Source organism: Streptomyces sp. IBSBF 2435 (assembly GCF_036815005.1).
GTDB lineage: Bacteria > Actinomycetota > Actinomycetes > Streptomycetales > Streptomycetaceae > Actinacidiphila.
Genome location: NZ_JAJSYW010000013.1, coordinates 24,850 through 40,842 on the forward strand (window position 1 = coordinate 24,850; position 15,993 = coordinate 40,842).

Sequence of the window (15,993 nt, forward strand, 5' to 3'; positions counted from 1 at the left end):
CGGCCGGTGCGGACCCCGGGCAGCGTCGCGCCGACCCGGCCCGGTGCGTCCTCCAGCCGGGTCCGCGCCCGGCTGGCCAGGCTCGGCGTGCAGCGCTCCAGCCCGTACAACCCGGTGCTCGAACCGCTGCTGCGGGTCGTCAGGGGCAACGACCCCAAGGGCGACAGCGCACAGCTGCGGCAGATCGAGAGCGCCTACCAGGTCGCCGAGCGCTGGCACCGCGGCCAGAAGCGCAAGAGCGGCGACCCGTACATCACCCACCCGCTGGCCGTCACCACCATCCTGGCCGAGCTGGGCATGGACCCTGCCACCCTGATGGCCGGACTGCTGCACGACACCGTCGAGGACACCGAGTACGGCCTCGACCAGCTGCGCAGGGACTTCGGCGACCAGGTCGCGCTGCTGGTGGACGGCGTTACCAAGCTCGACAAGGTCAAGTTCGGCGAGGCCGCGCAGGCCGAGACGGTCCGCAAGATGGTCGTCGCCATGGCCAAGGACCCGCGGGTCCTGGTCATCAAGCTCGCCGACCGGCTGCACAACATGCGCACGATGCGCTACCTCAAGCGGGACAAGCAGGAGAAGAAGGCCCGCGAGACCCTGGAGATCTACGCCCCGCTGGCCCACCGGCTGGGCATGAACACCATCAAGTGGGAGCTGGAGGACCTGGCCTTCGCCATCCTCTACCCCAAGATGTACGACGAGATCGTCCGGCTGGTCGCCGAGCGCGCCCCCAAGCGGGACGAGTATCTGGCCGTCGTCACCGACCAGGTCCAGCAGGACCTGCGGGCCGCCAGGATCAAGGCCACCGTCACCGGCCGCCCCAAGCACTACTACAGCGTCTACCAGAAGATGATCGTCCGCGGCCGGGACTTCGCGGAGATCTACGACCTGGTCGGCATCCGGGTGCTGGTCGACACGGTAAGGGACTGCTACGCGGCACTCGGCACGATCCACGCGCGATGGAATCCGGTCCCCGGCCGGTTCAAGGACTACATCGCGATGCCGAAGTTCAACATGTACCAGTCGCTGCACACCACGGTCATCGGCCCCAGCGGCAAGCCCGTGGAATTGCAGATCCGCACCTTCGACATGCACCGGCGCGCCGAGTACGGCATCGCCGCGCACTGGAAGTACAAGCAGGAGGCCGTCGCCGGGGCCTCCAAGGTGCGCACCGACAGCCCGCGCTCCGACAAGAAGGACGACGCGGTCAACGACATGGCGTGGCTGCGCCAGCTGCTGGACTGGCAGAAGGAGACCGAGGACCCGGGCGAATTCCTGGAGTCGCTGCGCTTCGACCTGTCGCAGAGCGAGGTCTTCGTCTTCACGCCCAAGGGCGACGTCATAGCGCTGCCGGCCGGCGCCACCCCGGTCGACTTCGCCTACGCTGTGCACACCGAGGTCGGCCACCGCACGATAGGCGCCCGGGTCAACGGCCGGCTCGTACCGCTGGAGTCCACCCTGGACAACGGCGACCTGGTCGAGGTCTTCACCTCCAAGGCGGCCGGCGCCGGGCCGTCCCGCGACTGGCTCGGCTTCGTCAAGTCGCCGCGGGCGCGCAACAAGATCCGCGCCTGGTTCTCCAAGGAGCGCCGCGAGGAGGCCGTCGAGCACGGCAAGGACGCCATCGCGCGCGCCATGCGCAAGCAGAACCTGCCGATCCAGCGGGTGCTGACCGGCGACTCGCTGGTCACCCTGGCGCACGAGATGCGCTACCCCGACATCTCCGCCCTGTACGCGGCGATCGGCGAGGGCCACATCACCGCGCAGTCCGTGGTGCAGAAACTGGTGGACGCGCTCGGCGGCGAGGAGGGCGCGACCGAGGACGTCGAGGAGATCACCGCCCCGTCACCGGGCCGCAGCAAGCGCCGGGCCAATGCCGACCCTGGGGTCGTGGTCAAGGGCGCCAGCGATGTGTGGGTCAAGCTCTCCCGCTGCTGCACCCCGGTCCCCGGCGACCCCATCATCGGCTTCGTCACCCGGGGCAACGGCGTGTCGGTGCACCGGGCCGACTGCGTCAACGTGGACTCGCTGTCCCAGCAGCCCGAGCGGATCATCGACGTGGAGTGGGCGCCCACCCAGTCCTCGGTCTTCCTGGTCGCCATCCAGGTCGAGGCCCTGGACCGCTCCCGGCTGCTGTCGGACGTCACCCGGGTCCTGTCCGACCAGCACGTCAACATCCTGTCCGCGGCCGTCCAGACCTCCCGCGACCGGGTCGCCACCTCCCGCTTCACCTTCGAGATGGGCGACCCCAAGCACCTGGGCCATGTCCTCAAGGCCGTCCGCGGCGTCGAGGGCGTCTACGACGTCTACCGGGTCACCTCGGGCCGCCAGCGCTGAGCCGCCGCCCGCAGACGGCGGACGGCAGCCGCGACCGGCACGCCGAACGGCGGTCGCCGGCCGTACACGGCGAAAGGCCCCGGCACGAGCAGCGTGCCGGGGCCTTTCGCTCACGCGGGTCTAGCCGCCGAATTCCTGCAGACCCTTGAGCGCCTGGTCCAGCAGCGCCTGGCGGCCCTCAAGCTCGGCCGCGAGCTTGTCGGCCCTGGCGGTGTTGCCCGCGGAGCGCGCCGCGTCGACCTGGTCGCGCAGCTTGTCCACGGCCGCCTGGAGCTGGCCGGTCAGCCCCGCGGCCCTGGCCCGGACCTCCGGGTTGGTGCGCCGCCACTCGGCCTCCTCGGAGTCCGCCAGCGCCCGCTCCACCGTGTGCATCCGGCCCTCGATGCGCGGCCGGGAGTCCCGCGGCACATGGCCGATGGCCTCCCAGCGCTCGTTGATGGTGCGGAAGGCGGCCCGCGCCGCCTTCAGGTCGGTCACCGGCAGCAGCTTCTCGGCCTCCACGACCAGCTGCTCCTTGGCCGCGAGATTGTCCCGCTGCTCACCGTCCCGCTCGGCGAACACCTCGGCGCGGGCGGCGAAGAAGACGTCCTGGGCGCCGCGGAACCGGTTCCACAGGTCGTCCTCGGCCTCGCGCTGTGCGCGCCCCGCCGCCTTCCAGTCCGTCATCAGCTCCCGGTAGCGGGCCGCGGTCGGCCCCCAGTCCGTGGAGCCCGACAGCGCCTGCGCCTCGGTGACCAGCTTCTCCTTGGTCCGCCTGGCCTCCTCGCGCTGCGCGTCGAGCGAGGCGAAGTGCGCTTTGCGGCGCTTGGAGAACACCGAACGGGCATGGCTGAAACGGTGCCACAGCTCGTCGTCGGCCTTGCGGTCGAGCCGCGGCAGGCCCTTCCAGGTGTCCACCAGCGCCCGCAGCCGCTCACCCGCGGTGCGCCACTGCTCGCTCTCGGCCAACTGCTCGGCCTCGGTGACCAGTTGCTCCTTGGCGGCCTTGGCCTCCTCGCCCTGCTTGGCCTTGGCCGCCCGGCGCTCCTCGCGCCGCGAGTCCACCAGGGCGACCAGCGCGTCCAGCCGGACGCCGAGCGCCGCGAGGTCGCCCACCGCGTGCGCCTCGGTCACCGAGGTCCGCAGGTGCTCGATCGCGGCCAGCGCGTCCTTCGGCGCGAGGTCGGTGGTCCGCACCCGCCGTTCCAGGAGGCCGATCTCCACGACGAGACCCTCGTACTTGCGCTCGAAGTAGGCGAGCGCCTCCGCGGGGGAGCCCGCCTGCCACGAACCGACCTCCTTCTCCCCGTCGGCCGTACGCACGTACACGGTCCCCGTCTCATCGACGCGGCCCCACGGGTCGCTGCTCACAGCGCCTCCTCCACGTGACGCCCTGCCGGCTGGCGGCTGACGGGCATCTTCCACAGTGTCTCTCCGGCCGGGCTGTGCGCACTGACCGGTCCAACGCCAACATAGGCGACCATCGCCCCGGCTGTCCGCATCCGATGCGGGGGGATTCAGGATTTGCTGACGGTCGCCTTGTTGATCACGGCGGTGGCGTTCGGTGCGCCGTCGCCCTGGCCGCCGCTGTTGTCACCCGCGCCGGCGATCTTGTCCAGCGCCTTGAGGCCGTCGGCGCTCATCGTGCCGAACGGAGTGTAGTTGGGCTGCAGCGGACTGTCCTTGTAGACCAGGAAGAACTGGCTGCCGCCGGTGTTCGGGCCGCTGTTGGCCATCGCGACGGTGCCCGCCGGGTAGACGACGCTGCCGCTGGTGGCGTCCGCCTTGCCGAAGGCCGTCAGATTCTCGTCCGGGATCGTGTAGCCGGGGCCGCCGCTGCCCTTCGCGGTCGGGTCGCCGCACTGGAGCACGTAAATGCCTTTGGTGGTCAGCCGGTGGCAGCGCGTGTGGTCGAAGAAACCTTTGTCCGCGAGGAACTTGAACGAGTTCACCGTCGCGGGCGCCTTCGCCGCGTCCAGCGCGATCGGGATGTCGCCGCAGGTCGTCTTGAGCGTGAAGGTGTACTTCGCGCTCTTGTCGATCGCCATCGCGGGCGCTTTCTTCCACGTCGCCGTACCGGGGTTGCCCGCCTCGGGCTTCGCGCACGGGTCGGGCACCTTGGTCGGCGCGGCCGTCCCCGAGGGCGTGGCGCTGGGGGTGGCGCCCGCCGCGTCGTCCTTCTTCTTCGAGCTGCCGTCGAAGGCGCCGGCCGCCCACGCGGTGCCGCCCGCGGCGACCACCACCGCGATCACCGCGGCGATCACCGCGTTGCGGCGGCGCGACTTGCGGTGGTGATCCACCCGGCGCGCCTGCTGCCGCTCGAACTTCTCCCGGGCGAGCTGCCGCCGCCGCTGATCCTTGGTGACCACTTCGCCGTCTCCCGGTCGCTCGTGTCGTCTGCCGTGTGATGCGTCTGGTACGGGGGTGTTGTCCTTCGCCCCGTGGCGTATTGTGCCGCAGGCCGTGTGAGCTGTGCGTTTACTGTGTGTCAGCGGTCGTGTGCCGCGGACACGGGTGTGTGCGCAGATCTTCGCGTCCTGCAGCGGGTCCAGTCCAGTCCGCAAACACGCCGATGCGCGCCCGATACGTGTTCGCGACCGCGATGTGCCCGCCGGTAGGCTCGTGAACTGCCGGGACCGCCGACGGACGACAGAAGGACGAACGTGCTCATTGCCGGGTTCCCCGCCGGGGCCTGGGGGACCAACTGTTATGTGGTCGCCCCCGCCGCGGGCGAGGAGTGCGTGATCATCGACCCGGGCCACCTCGCGACCCAGGGTGTCGAGGACACGCTCGCCAAGTACCGCCTCAAGCCGGTCGCCGTCATCCTCAGCCACGGCCACATCGACCATGTCGCCTCGGTGGTCCCGGTGTGCGGCGCGCATGACGTGCCCGCCTGGATCCACCCGGCGGACCGCTACATGTTCGGCGACCCGGAGAAGGCGCTCGGCCGCAGCATCGGCCAGCCGCTGCTGGGCGAACTGACCATCGGCGAGCCCGACGATCTGCGGGAACTGAGCGACGGCAGCAGCCTCACGCTCGCCGGCCTGGAGTTCGGCGTCGCGCACGCGCCCGGCCACACCAAGGGGTCGGTGACCTTCCGGCTGCCCGAGGCCGCGGACATCCCGTCCGTGCTGTTCTCCGGCGACCTGCTGTTCGCCGGCTCCGTCGGACGCACCGACATGCCCGGCGGCTCCCTGACCGAGCTGTACGCGTCGCTGGTCCGCGTGTGCCTGCCGCTCGACGACTCCACCGTGGTGCTGTCGGGCCACGGCCCGCAGACCACCATCGGCCGCGAGCGCGCCACCAACCCCTACCTGGGCGAAGCGGCCCGCGGTCCGGCGGACCCGCCCCCGGCGGCTCCACGACGAGGCCTGTAACCGACACCGTCCGGCCGCCGGGCCCGGGCCCGGCGTCAACGTGCCGCCACGCCCCCCGGTCGGCGATCGTCTGTACGAGCCGTGCGCGGCCCAGCGTGCTCGGCCACGCGGGCAGTCGGCCGCAGCCGAGGCGGCGCACGGCCGGAGAGCGGCGGCCGTCAAGGACAGGCCGGCGTAAACCGCTCGTCCGTGTATCACAGGCGGCGCACGCTTATTCCCTCCTGACCGCCCTGGTGCACAATGAGGGGTGCCCGCCCCCACGGACCTAGAGATCGGCCATCATGACGACTTCCGCCCTGGACGAGACGCGAACGGACGGCGAGAGCGAACCACGCCCGGCCGACGGCATCGCAGCGGGCAAGCCCTTCACATGGCTCCTGCTGATCAGCGGCGTTCTGGGTCTTGTCGCCTCCTTCGTCATCACCGATGACAAGTTCAAGCTGCTGCAGGCGAAAGTCGAGGGCCGGACGTACACCCCGGGGTGCAGTCTGAACCCGATCATCTCGTGCGGCAGCGTGATGGAGAGCTCGCAGGCACACGTCTTCGGCTTCCAGAACCCGATCATCGGCCTGGCGGCTTTCCCGGTGCTGATGACGCTGGCCATGGGTATGTTCGCCGGCGCCCGCTACAAGCCGTGGTTCTGGTACGGCCTGCAGGCCGGCGGCCTGTTCGGTGTGTGCTTCATCTCCTGGCTCCAGTACCAGACGATCTACAACATCAACGCGATCTGCCTGTGGTGCTGCCTGGCCTGGATCGTCACCATCGCCACGTTCTGGTACACGGCGGTGCACAACATCAAACACGGCCTGATCAAGGTCCCGGCCAAGGCCCGCGCCCTGGTGCTGGAATTCCACTGGGTCGTGCCGGTGCTCTGGTACGGCGTGATCGCGATGCTGATCCTGGTGCACTTCTGGTACTACTGGAAGACCGTCATCTGACGCCCCGCGGTGACCGCTCCCGCCGGCGGGAGGCGCGACTGTCCGACCGGTGACCTACGCTGCAAGGCGTGGAGCCAGATCTTTTCACCGCCGCCGCAGAGGAACGCCGGGAGCGCGACCCCGGGGCCAGCCCCCTCGCCGTACGCATGCGCCCGCGCGTCCTGGACGAGGTCGTCGGGCAGCAGCACCTGCTGCGGCCCGGATCGCCGCTGCGGCGGCTGGTGGCGGAGAGCGGCGGCGGCCCCGCCGGTCCCTCGTCGGTGATTCTGTGGGGCCCGCCCGGCACCGGCAAGACGACACTGGCGTACGTGGTCAGCAAGGCCACCAACAAGCGCTTCGTGGAGCTGTCCGCGATCACCGCGGGCGTCAAGGAGGTCCGTACGGTCATCGAGAGCGCCAAGCGCCAGTCCGGCGGCTTCCAGCGCGAGACCGTGCTCTTCCTCGACGAGATCCACCGCTTCAGCAAGGCGCAGCAGGACTCGCTGCTGCCCGCGGTGGAGAACCGCTGGGTCACCCTGATCGCGGCCACCACCGAGAACCCGTACTTCTCGGTGATCTCCCCGCTGCTGTCCCGCTCCCTGCTGCTGACCCTCGAACCGCTCACCGACGACGACCTGCGCGGGGTGCTGCACCGCGCGCTGAGTGCCGAGCAGGGCCTCGCGGGCGCGGTGAGCCTGCCGCAGGACGCCGAGGAGCATCTGCTGCGGATCGCCGGCGGCGACGCCCGCCGCGCGCTGACCGCGCTGGAGGCGGGTGCGGGCTCGGCGCTGGCCAAGGACGAGGACATCATCACGCTGGCCACCCTGGAGGAGGCCGTCGACCGGGCCGCGGTCACCTACGACCGGGACGGCGACCAGCACTACGACGTGGCCAGCGCCCTGATCAAGTCCATCCGCGGCTCCGACGTGGACGCGGCGCTGCACTATCTGGCCCGGATGATCGACGCGGGCGAGGACCCCCGCTTCATCGCCCGCCGGCTGATGATCTCGGCCAGCGAGGACATCGGGCTCGCCGACCCCACCGCCCTGCCGACCGCGGTCGCCGCGGCCCAGGCGGTGGCGATGATCGGTTTCCCCGAGGCGTCGCTGACCCTCTCGCACGTCACGATCGCCCTGGCGCTGGCCCCGAAGTCCAATGCCGCGACCACCGCCATCGGCGCCGCGCTCGCCGACGTGCGCGCCGGCAAGGCGGGACCGGTGCCGGCGCATCTGCGTGACGGGCACTACAAGGGCGCGGCCAAGCTCGGCCACGCCCAGGGGTACGTCTATCCGCACGACGTGCCCGGCGCGGTCGCCGCCCAGCAGTATCTTCCGCAGGAGCTGGCCGGCCGCCGCTACTACGAACCGACCCGTTACGGCGCCGAGGGGCGGTACGCCGACGTCCTGGAGTGGGTGCGCGAGCGGCTGGCCGGCAAGGGCGAATAGCGGCGCCGACTCAGTCCTCGCGGGCCGCCGCGAACAGCTCGCGCATCGCCTGCTGCGCGTCCTGGAGGCCCCGCACCGGGGCGCGGAAGTCGAAGCGCGCGTCGAAGGCGCCGTCCTCGGAGTGGAAGCGCACCCGCAGCCCGAAGCGGTCCAGCGCCACCGGCACCGCGCCGGTCGTGCAGCGGCCCGCACCGGAGACCAGGGTGCACAGCGCGGCTACCTCGTCGGCGTGCGCGGCGGCGAGGTGCTGGAGGATGTCCGCCTCGTGGACCGCCAGCGGATCGGCGGCGGCGTCCGCGAACTCGTCGGGGTCGACCAGGCCGGCGCCCCACAGGTCGTCGAGTGAGATCTCGCCGACCTCCAGGCGCAGCAGTTCCGCCCCCGGCTCGAAGGACGCGCCGGGAACGGCGGTCAGCCAGCCGGCGACCCGCGCCCTGCCGCGGATCCGGTGCCGTACCGCGACCGGGGCCACGTCAGTGATTTCCAGCACAGCCGCCGCCTCGTCACCGGCCGCCGCGCGCACCGCGCGGACCGCGGGGGAATCCCGCGGGAACAGCAGGAAGATGTCGCCGGTGGGTCCCGCGGAGTGCCGCAGCGGCACCAGCGGGGTGGCCGGCGCCGGGGTGAGACCGGGAATGACCAGCGCGGGGGACGAGTTACCCTCGACCAGAGTGCGTGCGCGTTCCGCGGCCGAGGGCTGCCGGGGCGCGTCTTCCGCGTCGGGACGCGGCTGACCGTGCGGCGACCGCTCCGACTGCTTCTGCGGGTCGGACACGTCGGGTACGGGGTTCCCGGGTCGAATCATGCGCACTCCTCAGTTAAGGTAAGCCTTACCTAATTTACACGGAGGTTCGACGCACGTGAATCAGTCGCGTCCCAAGGTCAAGAAGTCCAGGGCGCTGGGCATCGCGCTCACCCCGAAGGCGGTCAAGTACTTCGAGGCACGCCCCTACCCGCCGGGTGAGCACGGCCGTGGTCGCAAGCAGAACAGCGACTACAAGACCCGCCTGCTGGAGAAGCAGCGGCTGCGTGCGCAGTACGACATCAGCGAGCGGCAGATGCGGCGCGCCTACGACCAGGCCAAGAAGTCCTCCGGCCTGCGGACGGGCGAAGCGCTGATCATCGAGCTGGAGCGCCGCCTCGACGCCCTCGTGCTGCGCTCGGGCCTGGCCCGCACCATCTACCAGTCCCGGCAGATGGTCGTGCACGGCCACATCGAGGTCAACGGACGCAAGGTCGACAAGCCGTCCTTCCGGGTCCGCCCCGACGACGTCGTCCAGGTCCGCGAGCGCTCCCGCGAGAAGACCCCGTTCCTGGTGGCCCGCGAGGGCGGCTGGGCCGGCGACGGCGAGTCCCCGCGCTACCTCCAGGTCAACCTGCAGGCGCTGGCCTTCCGGCTGGACCGCGACCCGAACCGCAAGGAGATCCCGGTGATCTGCGACGAGCAGCTGGTCGTGGAGTACTACGCCCGCTGACCCCCGCGCGCCGCACCTCAGCCCGCCGCCTCAGGAGAGGCGGCGGGCTTGTGCGTCCGCGGCGCCGGCGCCCGCGAACCGCCGCGCTGCTCCCCTCGCACCGGGCCGCGCGGCCGGTCCAGCGCCCGCCGCGCCGCCGCGTCCAGGCCCAGCCGGCCGCCCTCGCCCAGCGCCGCCGCGTAGGCCGCCTCGCCGAGCGCGGCACGCACCCGCTGCTCGCACACCGTGTGCGGCGCGTTGAAATACCGCGAGCCGAACAGCCGCAGCCCCACCGACTCCCACAGCCGCCCCGCCGCGCCCTGGAGGACCGCCGCCTCGTACGGCGCGCCCTCGCCCTCGGTGATCAGCGCCAGCAGTTCGAGCGCCAGCACCGCCCCCACCAGGTCGTCGAAGGCGTGGTCGATGGCGAGCGACTCCTCGGTCAGCCGCCTGGCCCGCTCCGGCTCACCGGCCAGCCAGGCCGCGTAGCCCCGTACGTACAGCGCGTACGCCAGCGTCCAGCGCTCACCGTGGTCCCGGCAGATGTCCGTGACCTCCTCGGCCAGCCGCACCGCCTGCTCCACATCGCCCTGGAAGGCCACCGACATCGCCAACTCGACCTGCGCCATCAGCACATTGCTGTTCAGCTCGCCGATCCCGCGGTAGCGCGCCAGCGCGTCGTCGATGAACCGCTCGGCCCGCGGCATGTCGTCGGAGACCAGCGCCAGGCAGCCGAGCCGGTGCAGCGCGTACGCCTCCGCCACCGCGTTGCCCGTCGCGCGCGCCTCGTCCCGGCAGTCCTGGAGCACCGCGAGCGCCGCCGCCGAATCGCCCTGGAGCACCGCCACGTAGCCGTAGACCCACATCACCTTCGCGCGGGCCTCCGACGGCTCAGCCGGCAGGTCGAGCGCCCGGCCCAGCCAGTACCTGCCCTCCGCGAGCCGCCCGCAGCCCACCCAGCAGAACCACAAGGCGGCCGCCAGGTACTGGCCGACCGCCGGCTCCTCCGGCGGCTCGCCCGGCAGCCCGTCCAGGCTGAACTCCAGCGCCAGCCGCAGATTCGGCAGGTCCGCCGCCACCCGCGCGGCGACCTCCGCCTGCCGCGGGCTGAACCAGTCCAGCTCGCACCATGTGGCGAGCCCCAGATACCAGTCGCGGTGCCTGCGCCTGACCCGCGCCTCGTCGCCCAGCGCGGCCAGCCACCCGGCGCCGTACTCGCGGACGCTGTCCAGCATCCGGTAGCGGGCCGGACCGCCGTCGCCGCCCGCGCCGTCCTCCTGCCGGCTCAGCACCGACTGGGCGACCAGGGCGGCGAGCGCCTCCACGACCTCGTCCCCGGCGATGCCGCCGCCCGCGCACACGTACTCGACCGCCTCCAGGTCGAAACGCCCGGCGAACACCGACAGCCGCGCCCACAGCAGCCGTTCGGCCGGGCTGCACAGCTCATGGCTCCAGCCGATCGCGGTGCGCAGCGCCCGGTGCCGCGCCGGCGCGCTCGGGTCACCGCCGGTCAGCAGCCGGAAACGGTCGTCGAGGCGTTCGAGCACCTGCTCCACCGAGAGCGCGCGCAGCCGTACCGCGGCCAGTTCGAGGGCCAGCGGCAGACCGTCGAGCCGGGCGCACAGCTCGGTCACCGCCGCGGAATTGGCCGCCGTCACGGCGAAGCCGGGCAGCACAGCGGCGGCCCGCTCGCTGAACAGCTGCACCGCCTCGGAATCGGCGGGCAGCGGGTCGAGCGGCAGCAGCCGCTCACCGGTGATGCCCAGCGCCCGCCGGCCCGCCGCCAGCACCCGCAGCCCCGGCGCCCGGCGCAGCAGTTCGGCGACCAAGCCCGCGCACGGCTCGGCCAGCCGGTCGAAGCCGTCGAGCACCAGGAGCAGTTCGCGGTCGGCCAGATGCTCGGCCAGCGCGTCGCGCGGCGCCCTGACGGTGTGGTCGGGCAGCCGCAGCGCCTCCGCGGCCGTGTGGTCCACCAATTCCGCGCCGGGCAGGCCGGTCAGCTCCACGAGCCAGACGCCGTCGCGGAAACGGTCCTGCAACTGCCGGGCGGCACGCAGCGCGAGCCGGGTCTTGCCGACCCCGCCCGGCCCGGTGACCGTGGTCAGCCGTGCGTCGGCCACCATCCGCGTCAACCGGTCGAGTTCCGGCGCCCTGCCGACAAACCGGGTCAGCTCGGACGGGAGGTTGCCCGCAGTCTCCATGGTGCACGGAGCGTACTTGAACGCTCGCGCTACGTACAGCGGGTCGGCCGCGCTCGCCCCCGCCGGGCCGGTACCGCCCCGCCCCCGCTGGCCGTGCCCGGACCTTCCCCCGGCGGGGGTGCTCGCGCAGTTCCCCGCGCCCCTGGTGGGTTGCCCCCTGCGTGGAGGGGAAGGCGCGGGACGGACCAGGAGGGCGGGGCGCGCGGCGCCCCGGGGGAATGCGGTACGGGGGAAAGCCCGCGGCGCGATAGGCTCGGGAGTCAATCGGCCTGGTGACGAGAGGGAGCGCGGCAAGGTGTCCGGTGGAGAAGTGGCCGGCGTGGCCGGCCTCGTGGTGGCGGTGTTCTGGGCGATCCTCGTGTCGTTCCTGGCCGTCGCGCTCGCGCGGCTGTCCAGCACCCTGCGGCGCACCACGGAACTGGTCGCCGGCATCACCGAGCAGGCCGTACCGCTGCTCGGCGAGGCCACCGACGCGCTGCGCTCCGCGCACACCCAGCTGGACCGGGTCGACACGATCACCGCGGACGTGGCCGAGGTGACCGCCAACGCCTCCGCGCTGTCCTCGACCGTCGCCAGCACCTTCGGCGGCCCCCTGGTGAAGGTCGCGGCCTTCGGCTACGGGGTGCGGCGCGCGGTCGGCCTGCAGGCCGGCGGCGCCGGCACGGTGCTGCCCGGCACCCGGCGCGGCCGCCGCCGCAACCGCTCGAAGGACTGAGGCCCCATGTTCCGCCGTCTGTTCTGGTTCCTGACCGGTGCCGCCACCGGAGTGTGGGCCACCACCAAGGTCAACCGCGCGCTGCGCCGGCTCCGCCCGGACAGCCTGGCGGCGGTCGCGGCCGACCGCGCGCTGGAGACCGGCGCGCGGCTGCGTACGTTCGCCCACGACGTCAAGACGGGCATGGCGCAGCGTGAAGTGGAACTGCACGACGCCCTGGGGCTGACCGGCGGGGACGACGCCCGCCGCCGCGGCCCGCTCGAACTGGACACCGACCTCCCGGCGCCGCGCCGGGGCATCGCGTACAACAGGTACGACCGGAAGGACGATCACTGATGGAGTCGGCAGAAATCCGCCGCCGCTGGCTGCGCTTCTTCGAGGAGCGCGGACACACCGTTGTGCCGTCGGCGTCCCTCATCGCCGACGACCCCACGCTGCTGCTGGTCCCGGCGGGCATGGTCCCCTTCAAGCCGTATTTCCTCGGCGAGGTCAAGCCGCCCTTCGCCCGTGCCACCAGCGTCCAGAAGTGCGTCCGCACCCCGGACATCGAAGAGGTCGGCAAGACCACCAGGCACGGCACGTTCTTCCAGATGTGCGGCAACTTCTCCTTCGGCGACTACTTCAAGGAAGGCGCCATCAGCTATGCCTGGGAGCTGCTCACCACGCCCCAGGACCAGGGCGGTTACGGCCTGGAGCCGGAGAAGCTCTGGATCACCGTCTACGAGCAGGACGACGAGGCCGAGCGGATCTGGCGCGACGTGATCGGCGTGCCCGCCGAGCGCATCCAGCGGCTCGGCATGGGCCCCAACTACTGGTCCATGGGCGTCCCCGGCCCCTGCGGCCCCTGCTCCGAGATCAACTACGACCGCGGCCCCGAGTTCGGCGCCGAGGGCGGCCCCGCCGTCAACGACGAGCGCTACGTGGAGATCTGGAACCTGGTCTTCATGCAGTACGAGCGCGGCGCCGGCGAGGGCAAGGAGGACTTCCCGATCCTCGGCGACCTGCCCGCCAAGAACATCGACACCGGCCTCGGCCTCGAACGCCTCGCGATGATCCTGCAAGGCGTGCAGAACATGTACGAGACCGACACCTTGCAGGTCGTGATCGACAAGGCCACCGAGCTGACCGGCGTCCGCTACGGGCAGTCGCAGGACACCGATGTGGCACTGCGGGTGGTCGCCGACCACATGCGCACCTCGATGATGCTGATCGGCGACGGTGTCACCCCCGGCAACGAGGGCCGCGGCTATGTGCTGCGCCGCATCATGCGCCGCGCCATCCGCAACATGCGGCTGCTCGGCGCCCACGACCCGGTGGCCGCCGACCTGATCGACGTGGTGCTCAAGTCGATGGGCGAGCAGTACCCGGAACTGCTCACCGACCGCAAGCGGATCGAGACCGTCGCCCTCGCCGAGGAGGCCGCCTTCCTCAAGACGCTCAGGTCCGGCACCAACATCCTCGACACCGCCGTCACCGAGACCAAGGCCGCCGGCGGCCGGGTGCTGTCCGGCGACCAGGCCTTCCTGCTGCACGACACCTGGGGCTTCCCGATCGACCTCACCCTGGAAATGGCCTCCGAGCAGGGCCTTTCCGTGGACGAGGACGGCTTCCGGCGGCTGATGAAGGAACAGCGCGACCGGGCCAAGGCCGACGCCCGCGCCAAGAAGACCGGGCACGCCGACCTGTCGGCCTACCGCGAGGTCGCCGACCGCTCGGGCAGCACCCAGTTCACCGGCTACACCGAGAACCACAACGAGGCCACCGTCGTCGGCCTGCTCGTCGACGGCCTGCCCGCGCCGGCCGCCACCGAGGGCGACGAGGTCGAGGTCGTCCTGGACCGCACCCCGTTCTACGCCGAGGGCGGCGGCCAGCTCGCCGACACCGGCCGCATCCGCGTCGAGGGCGGCGCCGTCGTCGAGGTCCGCGACGTCCAGCAGCCGGTGCCCGGCGTCAGCGTGCACAAGGGCGTCGTCCAGGTCGGCGAGATCACCCTGGGCGCCACCGCCCTCGCCCAGATCGACCTGGTCCGCCGCCGCGCCATCGCCCGCGCCCACAGCGCCACCCACCTCACCCACCAGGCGCTGCGCGACGCCCTGGGCCCGACCGCCGCCCAGGCCGGCTCGGAGAATTCTCCCGGCCGCTTCCGCTTCGACTTCGGCTCGCCGGCCGCCGTCCCCGGCACCGTGCTGACCGACGTCGAGCAGAAGATCAACGAGGTGCTGGCCCGCGAACTCGACGTCACCGCCGAGGTGCTGCCGATCGCCGAGGCCAAACGGCAGGGCGCCATCGCCGAGTTCGGCGAGAAGTACGGCGAGCACGTCCGGGTGGTCACCATCGGCGACTTCTCCAAGGAGCTGTGCGGCGGCACCCATGTGCACAACACCGCCCAGCTCGGCCTGGTCAAGCTGCTCGGCGAGTCCTCGATCGGCTCGGGCGTGCGCCGGGTCGAGGCCCTGGTCGGTGTGGACGCCTACAACTTCCTGGCCCGCGAGCACACCGTCGTGGCCCAGCTGACCGAGCTGGTCAAGGGCCGCCCCGAGGAACTGCCCGACAAGATCTCCGGCATGCTCGCCAAGCTCAAGGACGCCGAGAAGGAGATCGAGCGCTTCCGCGCCGAGAAGGTGCTCCAGGCCGCCGCGGGCCTGGCCGCCACCGCCCAGGACGTCAAGGGCCTCGCCCTGGTCACCGGCTCGGTGCCGGAGGGCACCGGTGCCGACGACCTGCGCCGGCTGGTGCTCGACGTACGGCAGCGCATCACCGGCGGCCGTCCGGCCGTCGTCGCGCTGTTCACGGTGGCCAACGGCCGCCCGCTGACCGTGGTCGCCACCAACGAGGGCGCCCGCGAGCGCGGCGTCAAGGCCGGTGAGCTGGTCCGTACCGCCGCCAAGGCGCTCGGCGGCGGCGGTGGCGGCAAGGACGACGTCGCCCAGGGCGGCGGGCAGAACCCGGCCGCCGTCCAGGATGCCGTCGAGGCCGTGCAGCGGCTCGTCGCGGAGAAGGCGTGACGGTGCCGGAAGCCTTCGCCGGCGGCGACGCCGAGCCCGCGAGGCCCGCGATACGGCGCGGCCGGCGGCTCGGCGTCGACGTCGGGGACGCCAGGATCGGGGTCGCCTCCTGCGACCCCGACGGCATCCTCGCGACGCCTGTCGAGACGGTGCCCGGCCGGGACGTCCCCGCGGCCCTGCGCAGGCTCGCGGAGATCGTCGCCGAGTACGAGCCGATCGAGGTCGTCGTCGGACTGCCGCGCTCGCTCAACGGCGGCGAAGGTCCGGCCGCCGCCAAGGTGCGGGCCTTCGCGCTGAGTGTGGCGAAAATCATCACTCCGGTGCCGGTGCGGCTGGTGGACGAGCGGATGACCACCGTGACGGCCGCTCAGGGGCTGCGGGCGTCGGGCGTGAAGGCGAAGAAGGGACGCTCCGTAGTCGATCAGGCGGCGGCCGTCATCATTCTGCAGAGCGCGCTGGAGACCGAACGAGTGTCAGGCAAAGCTCCGGGGGAGAGCGTCCAATCCTTTATCTGATCGCGATACGGTAACGTTCCGCGCGACACGGCGGCGCCTTCTGGCGCC

At 72.0% G+C, this 15,993-nt stretch carries 13 protein-coding genes; 9 read left to right on the forward strand and 4 right to left on the reverse strand.

Going from position 1 to position 15,993, the window contains the following annotated elements; all coding sequences use genetic code 11:
• Positions 1–6 precede the first annotated feature (6 nt).
• Complete coding sequence (locus V7E46_RS04585; RefSeq protein ID WP_333767227.1) at positions 7–2,337, forward strand: RelA/SpoT family protein; 2,331 nt, start codon at positions 7–9, stop codon at positions 2,335–2,337.
• Positions 2,338–2,457: 120 nt separating this feature from the next.
• Here the strand turns inward: V7E46_RS04585 and V7E46_RS04590 are convergent, their stop codons facing one another.
• Together V7E46_RS04590 and V7E46_RS04595 are read right to left on the reverse strand one after the other, a co-directional pair.
• The gene (locus V7E46_RS04590; protein ID WP_333767200.1) at positions 2,458–3,687 is read right to left on the reverse strand and encodes a DUF349 domain-containing protein; all 1,230 of its coding nucleotides are present in this window, start codon (positions 3,685–3,687) and stop codon (positions 2,458–2,460) included.
• 146 nt (positions 3,688–3,833) lie between these two features.
• The gene (locus V7E46_RS04595; protein ID WP_333767201.1) at positions 3,834–4,685 is read right to left on the reverse strand and encodes a peptidylprolyl isomerase; all 852 of its coding nucleotides are present in this window, start codon (positions 4,683–4,685) and stop codon (positions 3,834–3,836) included.
• A gap of 294 nt (positions 4,686–4,979) precedes the next feature.
• On the opposite strand from V7E46_RS04595, the gene V7E46_RS04600 reads away from it, so the two are divergent.
• The 3 genes from V7E46_RS04600 to V7E46_RS04610 all read left to right on the forward strand — a co-directional run bounded on the left by V7E46_RS04600 (position 4,980) and on the right by V7E46_RS04610 (position 8,055).
• Positions 4,980–5,693 (forward strand): MBL fold metallo-hydrolase, encoded by a 714-nt coding sequence (locus tag V7E46_RS04600; protein ID WP_333767202.1) that lies wholly within the window; start codon positions 4,980–4,982, stop codon positions 5,691–5,693.
• Positions 5,694–5,974: 281 nt separating this feature from the next.
• Positions 5,975–6,631, forward strand: a complete 657-nt coding sequence (locus V7E46_RS04605) for a vitamin K epoxide reductase family protein (RefSeq protein ID WP_333767203.1) — start codon at positions 5,975–5,977, stop codon at positions 6,629–6,631.
• Positions 6,632–6,699: 68 nt separating this feature from the next.
• On the forward strand, positions 6,700–8,055 hold the full coding sequence (locus V7E46_RS04610) for a replication-associated recombination protein A (protein WP_333767204.1): 1,356 nt from the start codon (positions 6,700–6,702) through the stop codon (positions 8,053–8,055).
• A gap of 10 nt (positions 8,056–8,065) precedes the next feature.
• Here V7E46_RS04610 and V7E46_RS04615 read toward each other — a convergent pair whose 3' ends face one another.
• Positions 8,066–8,860 carry a DUF2470 domain-containing protein gene (locus V7E46_RS04615; protein WP_333767205.1) on the reverse strand — a complete coding sequence of 265 codons (795 nt, stop codon included), beginning with the start codon at positions 8,858–8,860 and terminating at the stop codon, positions 8,066–8,068.
• 55 nt (positions 8,861–8,915) lie between these two features.
• Here V7E46_RS04615 and rpsD point away from each other — a divergent pair, with 55 nt between their 5' ends.
• Entirely contained in the window at positions 8,916–9,530 is a 615-nt protein-coding gene (gene rpsD / locus V7E46_RS04620) for a 30S ribosomal protein S4 (protein ID WP_329180732.1), read from the forward strand.
• 17 nt (positions 9,531–9,547) lie between these two features.
• On the opposite strand, the gene V7E46_RS04625 is transcribed toward rpsD, so the two are convergent.
• Entirely contained in the window at positions 9,548–11,710 is a 2,163-nt protein-coding gene (locus V7E46_RS04625) for an ATP-binding protein (protein ID WP_333767206.1), read from the reverse strand.
• A 295-nt stretch (positions 11,711–12,005) separates the two neighbouring features.
• On the opposite strand from V7E46_RS04625, the gene V7E46_RS04630 reads away from it, so the two are divergent.
• From V7E46_RS04630 to ruvX, 4 genes are read left to right on the forward strand one after another with little or no spacing between them, the layout of a single operon-like run.
• The gene (locus V7E46_RS04630) at positions 12,006–12,425 is read left to right on the forward strand and encodes a DUF948 domain-containing protein (protein ID WP_329180736.1); all 420 of its coding nucleotides are present in this window, start codon (positions 12,006–12,008) and stop codon (positions 12,423–12,425) included.
• 6 nt (positions 12,426–12,431) lie between these two features.
• On the forward strand, positions 12,432–12,761 hold the full coding sequence (locus V7E46_RS04635; protein ID WP_333767207.1) for a DUF6167 family protein: 330 nt from the start codon (positions 12,432–12,434) through the stop codon (positions 12,759–12,761).
• Entirely contained in the window at positions 12,761–15,430 is a 2,670-nt protein-coding gene (gene alaS, locus V7E46_RS04640; RefSeq protein ID WP_333767208.1) for an alanine--tRNA ligase, read from the forward strand. Before V7E46_RS04635 ends, alaS begins: the two co-directional genes overlap by 1 nt.
• Complete coding sequence (gene ruvX / locus V7E46_RS04645; protein ID WP_333767209.1) at positions 15,427–15,945, forward strand: Holliday junction resolvase RuvX; 519 nt, start codon at positions 15,427–15,429, stop codon at positions 15,943–15,945. The genes alaS and ruvX overlap by 4 nt, the downstream gene beginning before the upstream one ends.
• Positions 15,946–15,993 lie beyond the last annotated feature (48 nt).